At 74.0% G+C, this 11,875-nt stretch carries 12 protein-coding genes; 1 reads left to right on the forward strand and 11 read right to left on the reverse strand.

Annotated features, from left to right (window positions below):
- Positions 1-6: 6 nt before the first annotated feature.
- The 11 genes from Q7A36_RS27795 to Q7A36_RS27845 all read right to left on the reverse strand — a co-directional run bounded on the left by Q7A36_RS27795 (position 7) and on the right by Q7A36_RS27845 (position 11,522).
- Positions 7-621, reverse strand: a complete 615-nt coding sequence (locus Q7A36_RS27795) for a uracil-DNA glycosylase family protein (RefSeq protein ID WP_305107033.1) — start codon at positions 619-621, stop codon at positions 7-9.
- Positions 618-1,343, reverse strand: coding sequence for a PIG-L deacetylase family protein (locus tag Q7A36_RS27800; RefSeq protein ID WP_305107034.1), 726 nt, complete (start codon positions 1,341-1,343; stop codon positions 618-620). Before Q7A36_RS27800 ends, Q7A36_RS27795 begins: the two co-directional genes overlap by 4 nt.
- Positions 1,343-2,584: a glycosyltransferase family 4 protein gene (locus tag Q7A36_RS27805; protein WP_305107035.1), complete on the reverse strand. Its 1,242-nt coding sequence runs from the start codon at positions 2,582-2,584 to the stop codon at positions 1,343-1,345. The genes Q7A36_RS27800 and Q7A36_RS27805 overlap by 1 nt, the downstream gene beginning before the upstream one ends.
- Positions 2,581-3,486, reverse strand: coding sequence for a sugar phosphate isomerase/epimerase family protein (locus Q7A36_RS27810; protein WP_305107036.1), 906 nt, complete (start codon positions 3,484-3,486; stop codon positions 2,581-2,583). Before Q7A36_RS27810 ends, Q7A36_RS27805 begins: the two co-directional genes overlap by 4 nt.
- Positions 3,483-4,952, reverse strand: a complete 1,470-nt coding sequence (locus Q7A36_RS27815) for a YcaO-like family protein (RefSeq protein ID WP_305107037.1) — start codon at positions 4,950-4,952, stop codon at positions 3,483-3,485. The genes Q7A36_RS27810 and Q7A36_RS27815 overlap by 4 nt, the downstream gene beginning before the upstream one ends.
- Complete coding sequence (locus tag Q7A36_RS27820; protein WP_305107038.1) at positions 4,949-5,797, reverse strand: MBL fold metallo-hydrolase; 849 nt, start codon at positions 5,795-5,797, stop codon at positions 4,949-4,951. Before Q7A36_RS27820 ends, Q7A36_RS27815 begins: the two co-directional genes overlap by 4 nt.
- The gene (locus Q7A36_RS27825; RefSeq protein ID WP_305107039.1) at positions 5,788-6,804 is read right to left on the reverse strand and encodes a Gfo/Idh/MocA family protein; all 1,017 of its coding nucleotides are present in this window, start codon (positions 6,802-6,804) and stop codon (positions 5,788-5,790) included. Before Q7A36_RS27825 ends, Q7A36_RS27820 begins: the two co-directional genes overlap by 10 nt.
- On the reverse strand, positions 6,804-7,898 hold the full coding sequence (locus Q7A36_RS27830; protein WP_305107040.1) for a class I SAM-dependent methyltransferase: 1,095 nt from the start codon (positions 7,896-7,898) through the stop codon (positions 6,804-6,806). The genes Q7A36_RS27825 and Q7A36_RS27830 overlap by 1 nt, the downstream gene beginning before the upstream one ends.
- On the reverse strand, positions 7,895-8,854 hold the full coding sequence (locus tag Q7A36_RS27835) for a hypothetical protein (protein WP_305107041.1): 960 nt from the start codon (positions 8,852-8,854) through the stop codon (positions 7,895-7,897). Before Q7A36_RS27835 ends, Q7A36_RS27830 begins: the two co-directional genes overlap by 4 nt.
- A complete protein-coding gene (locus Q7A36_RS27840) occupies positions 8,851-10,062 on the reverse strand; it encodes an inositol-3-phosphate synthase (RefSeq protein ID WP_305107042.1) in 1,212 nt (403 codons plus the stop codon). Before Q7A36_RS27840 ends, Q7A36_RS27835 begins: the two co-directional genes overlap by 4 nt.
- A gap of 107 nt (positions 10,063-10,169) precedes the next feature.
- Positions 10,170-11,522, reverse strand: a complete 1,353-nt coding sequence (locus Q7A36_RS27845) for an MFS transporter (RefSeq protein ID WP_305107043.1) — start codon at positions 11,520-11,522, stop codon at positions 10,170-10,172.
- A gap of 158 nt (positions 11,523-11,680) precedes the next feature.
- On the opposite strand from Q7A36_RS27845, the gene Q7A36_RS27850 reads away from it, so the two are divergent.
- Positions 11,681-11,875 (forward strand): hypothetical protein (locus tag Q7A36_RS27850; protein WP_370655714.1); only part of this gene is annotated, 195 nt, incomplete at its 3' end.

The raw sequence follows: 11,875 nt of genomic DNA on the forward strand, positions 1-11,875 counted from the left end.
CTGGGCTCAGGCGGCGGCGTCCCGGCAGGGCGGGAGCAGCGCGGCGGCCTCGGCCAGCACCGAGGCGATGAGCGCCGGCACGGCGGGGCTGGTGCAGGTATAGGTCGGGCTCGGATGCGGCATGCGCAGCACCGGCAGGCCCGGGCGCGCGGCCTGCAGCGCCGGCGCGGCCCGCGCCGCGAAGCGCCCGGCCAGCACCGCGACGGCCAGATGCGGCAGCAATTCCAGCAGCGGCGGCAGCAGGGCGAGGCCCGCCTCGCGCTCCGCCGCATCCGGCGCGCGGTTGCGGGCGCCGGGGGCGTGGATGAGGAAGGGCACGGCGTTCCAGATCAGCACCTCCGCCCGCGGGATGGCGGCGAGGAAGCGGCGGAGATTGGCGCCCGTCGGCGTCGGGTTGTCGCGGGAGACGAGGCCGGTCGTGGGCATGGAGGGTCCCGGCGTCTCGAGCAGCAGGAGCAGCCGCGCGCCGATGCCGCCATCCGCCGGATCGGCATCCGGGACGGCGAGGCCGGTCGTGCAGCGCAGCGCCGCGGCGAAGCGGGCGAGGGGCGCCATGTGCGGTGCCGCCAGCGCGGCGCGGCGCGCGGCCAGCACGGCGGGATCGGCGAGCGGCGCCGTCATGCCGCGGCCTCGCCCTCGGCGCGGAACTGCTCCAGCGGGCCGGCGGCCGCGAGGGCTTCCGCGAGGCCCGCCGTCCCGCCGAACTGGAAGCCGAGCTGGCTGCGATAGGCGGCGCAGGCGGCGAGTCGCGCGGTGGCGTCGCCCTCGATCGCGCGTTCGGGCAGGGATGCCATGGCGGCCTCGAAGGGCCGGGCGGGGTGGCTCTGCGGTTTCAGGCTATAGGGGAAATCCGTCCACCACAGCACCGGCAAGCCCGGCGGCAGCACGGCGCGCAGCGCCCGGACCAGCAGCACATGGTCGACATGCCCGCCGATCGCCTGCGGCGCCAGCAGCAGGTCCGGCGCGGGGTCGAGCAGCGGCGCCAGCGCCGCGGCGAGCGGTGCCGCGACATGGTCCGCCGCCAGCGGCGCGGCGAAGAGTGCGCGCGCATCCCGGTAGCCGCGATGCGGCGCCTCCGGCAGGTCGAGCCAGAGCGGGCGGGCGCCGAGCGCGGCGCAGGCCGCCGCGTCCTCCGCCCGGCGCAGCGCCATGTAGTCCACCTCCGCGCCGAGGCCCTTGTCGAGCTGGCAGGCCAGGGCGAAGCCGGTCGGGTCCGGCACGCTGCGCGTGAAGGCGGTGCAGAGCGTCACCGTCCAGCCCCCCGCCGCCAGCCGCGCCAGCGTGCCGCCACAGGAGAAGGCGGCGTCGTCGAGATGCGGCGAGAGGGCGAGGGCATGCGCCATCACAGCAGATGCGGCTGGGCGCGGAAGCGGCAGGCGGCGTCGCGCGGCAGCACGGGGTCGAAGCCGGTCCTCGGCGCCTGCCCGCGCACCGCCTCGTAAACCTGCATGATCTGCCGGCCCACGGCTTCCCAGGAATAGGTGCGGCGGCATTCCTCCAGCGCCGTCGCGGCGAGGCGGCGGCGGAGCGGCGCATCCTCGATGATGCGGCGGAGCGCCTGCGCCTGCGCCGGGATGTCGCCGGGCTGCACCAGCAGGCCGTTCTCCTCGTTCCGCAGGCAATCGACGACGCCGACGGCGTAGCAGGCGACGGAGGGCAGGCCGCTCGCCATGGCTTCCAGGATGGTGTTGCTGAAGCCCTCGGCATAGGTCGGGCTGACGAAGACGTCGGCCTCCCGGTAGAGCGGCGGCGCGGCGTCGTAATCGGCATAGCCGCTGAAGCGGACCGGCACGCCGAGCTCCTGCGCCAGCGCCTGGGTCGAATCATGGTCCGGGCCGATGCCGGAGACTGTGGCGGCGAAGGGCACACCCTGGTCCTGCAGGATGCGCAGTGCCTGCATGAAGTCGAGCGAGCCTTTCCGCCGGTCGACGCGGCCATGGTAGAGCAGCCGCACCGGATCCGCCGCCTGGCCCGGGACATGCCCGGGCGCGGGATGGAAGCGGGAGGTATCGACCGCGCCGGGCACGATGGTGAAGATCTGCCGCGGCACCTGCAGCCGTTCGACCACCTCGTGGGCGAAGCTCTCGCAGCCGATCAGCAGCGCATTGGCGTTGTTCAGCACGTTCAGCATGCCGAGGCGATGCGTCTCGCAGCAGGAGCCGACCCAGTGGCCGTCGCCGCCCTGAATGGAGACGACGGTCGGGATGCCGATCTGCCGCGCCGCCAGCAGCACCGCCCAGCCATTGGGGTAGCCGTATTGCGCGTGCAGCAGATCGAAGGGCTGCTTGCGGTGCTCGACCAGGATGGTGTCCACCATGTCCTGCACATCGCGCTCGAAATCCGCGCCGCCCGGCTCGGCAAAGGCCTCCTCGCCGAGCGACTGCCGGCCGATGACGGTCACGCCGGGCACGGGCGGCGGCGGGCCGCCGCCATAGACGCGCGTGCCCGTGGGGTCGCCGCGGTACTGGCTGACCATGGTGACGTCATGGCCCGCCGCGACGAGCTGGCGCAGCAGGTTCACGGCATAGACGCTCATCCCGCTGATGGCGGGGAAGAAGCGGCGGGAGCAGAAGAGAATTCTCATTGTTTGCGTTCCTCCCGGCACCGCAGCAGCCAGTCCAGCGACTGCGGGATCATCCTGTCGGCGCGGTGGCTCTCCCGCGACAGCTCCACGCAGACCAGGCGCGTGAATCCGATGGCCTCCAGCTCATCGAGGCAGCCACCGATGTCCATGTCGCCCTCGCCGAAGGGCAGGTGGGTGTGGTCGCCGCGGCGCATGTCCTCGATGGCGACGGTGCCGATATGCGGTGCGAATTCCCGCACCGCCTCGGGCGGCTCGCGCTCCTGCGTCACCAGGCAGTGGCCAAGGTCGAGGGCGAGCTTCAGCGCGGGAAGCTGCTGCTGCAGCAGCGCCCAGTCGTCCAGCGTCTCCACCAGCATGCCCGGCTCCGGCTCGAGCGCCGCCGTCACGCCGTGCTTCGCCGCGTAGTCCAGCACCTGCGCGACGCCCTCCAGCAGCCATTGCCCGGCCTCGCCGCGGTCGACGCCCGGCAGCGGCACGCCGGCCCAGAAGGAGACCGCCTCGGCGCCCAGGATCCGGCCAATATCGATGGCGCGCTGCAGGAAGGCGACGCGGCGGGCGCGGCCCTCCGGGTTCGGCGTCAGCAGCGTCGGCTCGTGCTTGCGCCGGGGGTCGAGCAGGAAGCGTGCCCCGGTCTCGATGACGCAGCCGAGGTTGCGGGCGTGCAGATCGCGCGCCAGCGCCTCCGTCCGCTGCACCCAGCCATCCTCCAGTGGATCGAGGTGATGGTGATCCAGCGTCAGCGCGATGCCGTCATAACCGGCGATGCCGATCAGCGCGACCGCGTCCGACAGCCGGTGGTTGGCCGCACCATTGGTGTTGTAAGCGAAGCGCAACCCGCCGGTCGGCTGCGGCGCCGGATCCGTGGCGCCGAGCTCCGGCGCGGGTTCGACGGCCTCGCTCATGCCGCGCGCCGCTGGCGATGGAGCTGCGCCGAGAAGGGCCCGCTCTCCCGGTAGAGCGGATAGAGCGAGCCGACGATCCGGTCGGCCTCGGCCGCATCGAACCAGGCCGGGCCGCCGGCGCGCGCCTCATCCTCGGGCCGGAGGCGCACGCGGCGCGCGCCGTCGCGCGGCGCGTCGAGGATCAGCGGATCCTGCCGCGCCCGCAGGCGCCGGACGCCGCGCCAGCCGATGCGGTGGTAGCTCATCGTCTCGCTCTCGAGCCCCGGGACAATGGTCTTCACCACCTTCACCGGGCCGCGGGCGGGCGAGCAGTCGACGACGATCGGCTCGAGCGTCTCGGCCGCGAGGCGCTGCACCAGCAGGTCCAGCCGGGCGCCGCTATCGGCGATGCCCGCGGCGGGCACGGTCGGCAGGTCCGAGAGCCTCACCCGCCGCCGTTCGGCGAAGACGCTGCCGCCGAGGCGCCGGCGCAGCTCGGCCGCATCCTGGCCGACCCATTCCGCCATGGCCTCCAGCGCGCGGTTCTCCTCCTCCTCCAGCATCGCCACCTTCATCTGCCGCTCGACATAGTCGCGCGGCATGGCGGCGGAGACGGTCTCGATCGGCCCATGCGTCGCCGCCTTGCGGGCGCGCGAGCCGCAGAACTCCAGCAGCGCCTTGCGCAGGGACCGCGCGCGGTCGGGATGCGCCGCCTCGCCGCAGCTCGTCACCTGCACCGGCGCCGTCGGCTCGCCCTGGTCGTCGCCCACGACATAGAGGTTGGGAATGCCGAAATCGGTGCAGGCCAGCTTGATGCGCACCCCGATGCCGAGCCGGCCGAGATGCTCGAGCAGCGCCGCGACATCCTCCTCCTCCACCGCGTCGGGCTCGACCACCACGCCCTGGTCGAGGGCGCGGTAGGTCACGACATTGCCGTCGCGCTGCAGCGCCTCCATCAGCCCGTGCGCGATGGCATGCGGCAGGTCGAAGCCGGCGCCGAGGCCGTTGGTGATGGGCGTGATCAGCCGCGGCTTCTCCTCGCCGAGCTGATAGGGATAGGCGGCGACCCATTCGCGCGGGACCAGCACCGGCTCGCCCGAGAGGCGCTGCCCCCATACCCAGGTCAGCGGCATCTCGGGCGAATAGGCGCTGCCGGCCGGCAGGCAGAGGGTCAGCGGATCGACGACGCCGCGCTCGCCATGCCGCCGCACCAGCTCGGCACGGGAGCCGAGGATGCGCTCCGCCTGCTTCACCCAGGCATGGACATGCACCTCCTCGCAGAGCTCGCCGAGCGCGCCGACCTCGGCCTCGATCGGCTGGAAGCCGTAGCCATAGCCGATGGTCGCGGGCTCGTCGGGCAGGATCAGGTTGGCCTGCACCACGGGGATGCCGGTGCGGTCGAGCTGGTCGATGCGGAAGATCGAGACATGGCCGGTCCGCGGCATCGATTCGCGGAAGGCCTTGGCGACCTCGTGCAGGTCGGTCATCGCGTCGCTCTCCTGCGCAGTTCGTCGATGGGGATGTGCCGCACGCCGGGCGGGCCGCGGAGCTGGTCGTCCAGCACGGCGAGCGCGATGTCGCGCGTGACGCCGGGGGCGCGCTCGAAGGGCGTGCAGACCGTGTCGAAGTCGAGCGGCTCGATCACCGCGCGGTAACGGCGGATCTCGGCCGGCGTCAGCGGGATCGACTTGTGGAAGGCCTTGTGCGTCGAGACGGCCAGGCTGTTGCCCTCGGCGTCCTGGTCCACCTTGAAGGCATCGCCGCAGAAGAGGATGCGGCGGTTGGCATCGTGCAGCACGGCCTGGCCCTCGTAATGGCCGCCGACATGGTACAGCGTCAGGCCCGGGCGCAGCTCCAGTGCCTCGTCATAGGGCCAGGTGACGCGGAAGGCCTTGGTGAGGCGCAGGTCCTCCTTCTGGATCGCCAGCACCTCGGGCTTGAACACGTCCTGCAACTGCCACAGCGCGCCGTAGCCATGCACATGCGACGCGGCGAGAAAGCGGATGCCGCCGAGGCGGTCGATCTCCGCCAGCATCGCATCGGTGTAGAAGGGCGCGGCCTCGAAGGCGATGTTCCCCTCGGGGTGCAGCAGCAGCCAGCCCGTGCCGTTGAGGCCGTAGCCCGGCACGATGGAGAAGGCGACCATGTCGCGGTCCAGCCTCCGCCAGCGCCCCTCGCGGATGGAGGCGCGCACCTCGGCGGGCGGCAGGAAGCGCCAGCCATCCTCGGGCAGGTCATTGCGCGTGTCCGTGCAGACCGGGCAGTCCGGCGGCGCGGCGAAGTAACGCTGCCAATGGCCGCAATTGGCGCAGGACCAGGGTGTCAGCGGCATGATGCCTCCCCATAGGCCCGGGCAAGGAGCCGCATGGTGTGGATGTCGCGCTCCAGGCAGAACAGCCGCGGGTGCTCCTCGCCGCGGAGCCAGCGGGCGAAGGCGGCCATCTGCCGCGCGAAGGGGGAGGCGCCTGCCTCCGGCACCGGCAGCGGCGCGGACAGGCCCAAGCGGCCGTCGATGCGCGTCACGCAGCCACCGGCGCTCTGGCCCATGGTCCGCTCTGCCAGCAATTGCCCTGTCGTGCCCAGCACCTCCAGCCGCCGGCGCGGCAGGCCCTCGGGGCAGTTGTAGGCGACATGCATCTGCACCAGCACGCCGGAGGCGGTGTGGCCGATCAGCAGCGCGCCGTCATCCACGGCGTAGCGCTGCACGCGGTGCTGGGTCAGGGCCGCGATCTCGACCACCGGCTCGCCCAGCAGGTGGTCGACCAGGTCGATGCCATGCGGCGCCAGGTCCATCAGCGCGCCGCCGCCCGCCCGCGCCGGATCGGCCCGCCAGTTGTCCGCCGCCCAGCCGGCATCGACCCAGCAGGCATAGGCGATGCGCACCGCCGTCACCGTGCCGATGGCGCCGGCGGCGATGGCATCGCGCATCGCCACATGCGCGGGATGGTGGCGCTGGTCGAAGGCGGTGCCGTAGGGAATGCCGGCGCGGCGCACCGCCGCCGCCATCGCTTCGGCCTCCGCCAGGCTCGCGGCCATCGGCTTCTCGCAGAGCACGGGCTTGCCGGACGCCGCCGCCGCCTCCACCGCCGCGCGGTGCAGGTGGTTGGGCGTCGCGACATAGACCGCCTGCACCTCCGGATCGTCCAGCAGCGCGCGCAGGTCGGCTGCGGCGCGCGCGCCGAGGCCCGCGGCGTGGCGGCGCGCGCCGGCATCCGGATCGGCGACCGAGACCAGCCGCCCGCCGGCGGCCAGCAGCCCGGGCACGGCATAGTCCCGCGCCACCCAGCCATAGCCGATGACGCCCCAGCCGAGCGATGCGGTGCCGACGGCGTCCAGCATCACCAGCGCTCCGGCAGGTCGAGCAGTTCGCGCCGCCGCGCGGCCTCCACCGTCGCCGCTTCCAGCACCGCGCGCGCCGGCGCCGCCGCGCGCGGCGGATAGGTGGCGCGCGCGCCGTATTCGCGGCCATAGCGCTCGGAGGGCCAGGCGATGTGGCCATCTTCGCCATAGAGCGGATTGCGGCGCAGCGGCGCGCCCGCGGGCGGCAGGGCGAGCAGCCCGGCGACGGGCATGGCGGGCGCGAGGCCCGGGCCGGCGACGGCGGCGAAGGCCTCGGCGCCGCGCAGCACCTCCGCCGGCGCCGGTCGCGGGGCGCGTGATTCGGCCAGGGCGCGCGTCAGTTCGGCATCGTCGTAGAGCACGGCATCGGGCAGCAGCGCCGCCATCGCATCCGCGGTCACCGCAGCGCCGGCCGAGAAATTCGCCCAGTCCCGGTTGTGGACGTGGCCGATGGCGAGCAGCCCGCCGAGCCCGCGCAGCTTTTCGAGGATCGGAGCCTTGGGCTCGAGGAAGTAGAAGGCGTCGTGGCAGGCGACGAGGTCGAAGCGGCCGAGCGCCGGCCAGTCCTGCGCCGCATCGAGGCAGAGCAGGCTCGCCTCCGGGCAGACCCAGTGCCGCGCGACCCAGAGCTTGGCAAAGACTACGTCCGTGCCCGTCACCGCGACGCCGCGCCGCGCGAGTTCGCGCAGATGGTGGCCGATGCCGCAGGCCAGTTCGAAGGCGCGCCGCGGCGCGGTCCAGTGCGCCTCCACCAGGGCGAGGCCGGCGAGGAAGGTCGGGTCCGACCAGCGATGCGCGAAGTAGTCGGCGACGGGACCCCAGGCGAGCAGCGTCATGGCCTCCCGCAGGCTCAGCCGCGCCTGCTGCCGCACCAGCTCGCGCAGCGCCTCCGGCCCGGCGGTCGGGCCGCGCCACCAGTCGTCCTGGTCGGCCAGCAGCAGCACCAGCGCGCCCTCCCGGTCGCCGGCATCGAGGCGGGCGAGGGCCTCGGCGGCCAGCGCCTCCCGGCCCGCGCGGAGGAAGGGGATGCCGTCCGGCGCGGGCCAGCGGCGGCCCGCGGCGTCGCGCAGCGAATGCGGCGAGTCCGGCGTCACGCCGGCAGGCCCCCGCGCGCTTCCAGCGGCCAGGCCGGTGCGGCATCCGGCAGCAGGCCCATGCGCGCCAGCACGGCGTCCTGGAATTCCTTCACCGGGCCGGCATGCACCAGCTCCATCTCCCGCAGCACGTAGTCCATCCGCGTGCTCGCGGCGCGCAGGTGGTGCTCCACCTGCAGCACGCGGTCGAGTGTGTCGGCGGCGTGGAAGGCGCGGCCCTCGGGCGTGTTCGCGTCGGGGATGACGCGCAGCGCGGCAGAGACGCGGTCGCGCGGGATGGTGGAGAGTTCCTGCAGCGCCAGCGCGGTGGCGCGGGCGAAGGCGGGGCCGAGCCACTCGCCCAGCAGCACCTCTCCGGCGAAGCCGGAATCCGGCAGTAGCGCATTGTGCAGGTGGTGCGCGAGGCCGGCGAGGAAGACGGTCTCCGGCCGCGCCTCCCAGCAGGGGGCCAGCAGCGCGCCGGTCACCGCGACCAGCAGGCAATGCTCGGCATGGCTCTCCGGCGGCTCCAGCACCAGCCGGCCACGGCCCGGCGCCGTCGCGCCGGCGCGCGGCTGCGCGGCGAGACGGGCGACGAAGCCGGGCGGCGCGCCGGCCACGGGCGCCTCGCCGCCGCTGCCCAGCCAGGCGCAGCAGGCCATGTCGAGCGGCGCGCAGGCCTCCTCGAAGGCCGCGCCGCGGATGCGGCCGACCTCCTTCGCCGGGATGCCTGCCACCTCCAGCACGCCGGCATCGAGGTCGCCGAGGCGCGTGGCGATCAGCGCCTCCCGCACCGTCCGGCGCGCGACGGCCTCCATCGCCTCGCCGGCCGCGACGCCGGCCCAGGCGCCGGCGAAGAGCCGCTCGGCGATCGAGCCCGCGCGCCCCGCGGAGCGGATGCGCTTGAGGTCGCCGAGCGCGCGGCACAGCGGCAGCAGCGCCGGCGGCGCGCGACGGCCCTCCCCGGCTGCGCTCATTCCGCGGCGGCGGCCGGCGCGGGGATGCCAAGCCAGTCGTGCAGCATGCGCTCCTGCAGGTGGAAGGCATGCTCCGGCGCATGGCCGTTCGCCGTCATCGGCGCCTTGAAGAACAGGCTGAGCTGCTCCTGCGGCCCGCCTTCCCCGCGCTGATGCGCGAGGTCGAGCACGCGCGCGATCTCAAGCACCAGCGGCGCGGCCAGCACGCTGTCCTTGCAGAGGAAGTTGACCTTGATCTGCATGCGGTGACCGAGGAAGCCGGAGACGTCGATGTTGTCCCAGGCTTCCTTGTCATCGCCGCGCGGCCGGTAGTAGCGGATGTCGACGATGTGGTCCTCGACGCGGTAGCCGAGGATGCTGTCGAGCACGCTGCCCTTGGTGCCGAGCTTCGACTTCAGGCTGTCCGGATCCTCCAGCGCCTGGCCGTCGCGGTTGCCGAGGATATTGGTGGAGAACCAGCCATCCACGTGCAGTGCCCGCGCCCGCAGCGCCGGGGCGAGGACGGTCTTCATCAGGGTCTGGCCGGTCTTGCCGTCCTTGCCCGCCACCGGCACGCCGCGGCGGCGCGCCATCTCCATCAGCGCCGGCGCATCGGCGGCGACGGAGGGCGTGAAGTTGCCGTAGGGCACGCCCGCCTCGATCGCCGCGGCGGCGTAGAGCATGGCGGGGCCAATGCTTGCGTCGTCCGTGTCAAGTGCGCGGGCGAAGGCTTCCGGCGTGCGCAGCGCGGGGCTGTCGGCCGGCGTGCGCTCGGTGGAGGCGAGGTTGATCACGACGACATCGTCCACGTCGTTCGCCGCCTTGAAGCGCCGCAGGTCGTCGACGATGGCGTCGATCGCGGCGCGATGGCCCTTCGCCTCGCGCGCATTCGCGCCCTCGATCCTGCGGCAGAAGGCGCTGCTGGCGACCGCGGGCCAGGGGCGGATCTGCGACAGCGCCGGCCCGGTCTCCTCGAGCTGGTTGTCGTTCAGCACGCGGTGCTCGGCCGCGGCCTCCGCGAGGCTCTGGCCGTTCAGGTCCCAGCCGCCGAAGACCAGATCGTCATAGCCGGCGAGGCCGGGAACCGAGAGGCCGGCAAGCGGCAATCCGTCCATGCGGTTGCTGCCGCGCTTGAGGATCTCCACGCCCGCCGCGGCGGTGCTCGCCACCGCACCGCCGAGTCCGACCACCGCCACGCCGACGCGGCGCCGCTTCGAGGCTGCTGGCATCTCACTCCCACCGTCATTGTCAGGGTCGGGAGGTCATGCCGTGCGGCAAAAGCGCCAGTGTCGCCGCGCATCACGACTACCGGAGAATTTCCGGCAGAACGGATGCGCTATCGGAGAACGGTTTCCGCAGCCGGCGCGGAAACCGAACCGTTCCGGGGCGAGGCCGGCACGGTTCCGGCCTCCGGATCGCGGAACAGGCGCGCCGGCCGCAGCGCCACCAGCGTGCAGCCAGCGAAGATCGCGGCCGAGAGCAGCACGGTCTGCCAGGGCCGCAGCAGCGCGCCGACCGGACCGGAGGACGCGGCGCCGAGCGCGCTGCCGAGGTTGAGCGCGGCCATGAACAGCGCGAAGCGCGTCGCCGCCGCAGCGCCGCGGCTGCTGCGCATGACGGCGGGCGCGAGGGAGACGAAGACGAGCGCCGGCACGATGCTGGTCAGCGCCAGGGCGATGGAAGAAGGCAGGCCGGAGGGCGGCCCGACCAGCAGCCAGGCGCTGCCCGCATAGGCCGCGGCGCAGAGCCCGAGCAGCCGCAACAGCACGCGATAGGGACCCGCGCGGTCCGACCACCAGCCGATGACGAGTGCGCCGAGCGTGCCGCCGAGCACCGCGATCCCGCCCTGCAGCCGCGACAGCGCGGCCGGATCCCAGCCGCCGGCCTGGATCATCTCGATGGCCAGGCGCACGCCGAAGACGGCGGTGGCGAATTCCAGCGCGATGCAGAGCGCAACCAAGGCAAGCGCTTCGCGCCGGCGCATGACGAAGAGCAGCCGCCGCAGCATCCGCCCGAGCGGCAGGCGCGCGGCCGCCGCGGCCTCCGGGCGGCGACGGAGCGAGAGCAGCGCATCCCCCGGCGCCTCCCGCACCGAGAAGGGCAGCGTGGCGAGCACCGCGCCGAGCAGCAGCAGGAGCAGCGCCGCGCGCGGCAGGCCGAGCGCCGGGATCGCCCAGGCGAAGCTCGCCGCGCCCAGCGCCGTGCCGCCGACGAAGCCCATGCGCGTCAGCGCCGTCGCCTGGCCCAGCCGCGCGCGCGGCGTGCGGTCGATGATCATGCCGTCCAGCGCCGTGTCGAGCAGCGCGGCGAAGACGGCATGCGCCATCAGGATCGGGCCGAGCCGGGGGATCGCCGCCGGGCCGTCGCCGGCGAGCGGCAGCAGGGCGAGGCAGAGCAGCGCGCCCGCCATCCCCGCCACCACCCAGGCGCGCCGCCGGCCCATGCGGAAGCCGCCATGGCCGTCCACCACCGGGCCCCAGAGCGGCTGCAGCGCCCAGGGCAGGCCGATCATGGCGGCGAGGCCGCCGATGGCGCCCGGCGCGGCGCCGAGCGCGGCGAGGTGGTTCGGCAGGGCGGTCAGGCCGAAGCCCGCGACCAACCCCTGGTAGCCATAGACGGCGAGGATGACGCGCCGGCGCCAGCCCGGATCGGTGAAGGCGCGCGGCGCGCCGGCTGCGGTATCCGTCACGCGGCGGTCCCCCGGTTGCGCCGGCGCCAACGCCGGAGACCCCGGGGGCGGATGCGCACACATCGGACTCTCATCGACTGGGCGGGACCCTCGGCAGGCTATAGGAAAGGACAACCAGCCATCGGCCCGCGGGCCGCCCGGGGAGGGGGCCCCGCCGCATGAACGCGTTCCCGCTGCCGTCCTTCGACCAGCCGGACCTGGCCCGGGCCGTGGAGGCGCTGCCGCCCGAGGCGCTGGACCGGCTGCCCTTCGGCGTGATCCGGCTGGACGAGGCGGGCGTGGTCCGGGCCTATAGCGCGGCGGAGCGGCGCCTCTCGGGCTCGGGCGAGCGGCCGCGCCTGGGTCTCGGCTTC

This window comes from Paracraurococcus lichenis, assembly GCF_030657435.1.
GTDB lineage: Bacteria > Pseudomonadota > Alphaproteobacteria > Acetobacterales > Acetobacteraceae > Paracraurococcus > Paracraurococcus lichenis.

What these genes read in the sequence shown, in the direction of transcription:
- Q7A36_RS27795 (WP_305107033.1), bottom strand. Translation starts at nt 621, where the DNA reads ATGACGGCGCCGCTCGCCGATCCCGCCGTGCTGGCCGCGCGCCGCGCC.
- Q7A36_RS27800 (WP_305107034.1), bottom strand. Translation starts at nt 1,343, where the DNA reads ATGGCGCATGCCCTCGCCCTCTCGCCGCATCTCGACGACGCCGCCTTC.
- Q7A36_RS27805 (WP_305107035.1), bottom strand. Translation starts at nt 2,584, where the DNA reads ATGAGAATTCTCTTCTGCTCCCGCCGCTTCTTCCCCGCCATCAGCGGG.
- Q7A36_RS27810 (WP_305107036.1), bottom strand. Translation starts at nt 3,486, where the DNA reads ATGAGCGAGGCCGTCGAACCCGCGCCGGAGCTCGGCGCCACGGATCCG.
- Q7A36_RS27815 (WP_305107037.1), bottom strand. Translation starts at nt 4,952, where the DNA reads ATGACCGACCTGCACGAGGTCGCCAAGGCCTTCCGCGAATCGATGCCG.
- Q7A36_RS27820 (WP_305107038.1), bottom strand. Translation starts at nt 5,797, where the DNA reads ATGCCGCTGACACCCTGGTCCTGCGCCAATTGCGGCCATTGGCAGCGT.
- Q7A36_RS27825 (WP_305107039.1), bottom strand. Translation starts at nt 6,804, where the DNA reads ATGCTGGACGCCGTCGGCACCGCATCGCTCGGCTGGGGCGTCATCGGC.
- Q7A36_RS27835 (WP_305107041.1), bottom strand. Translation starts at nt 8,854, where the DNA reads ATGAGCGCAGCCGGGGAGGGCCGTCGCGCGCCGCCGGCGCTGCTGCCG.
- Q7A36_RS27840 (WP_305107042.1), bottom strand. Translation starts at nt 10,062, where the DNA reads ATGCCAGCAGCCTCGAAGCGGCGCCGCGTCGGCGTGGCGGTGGTCGGA.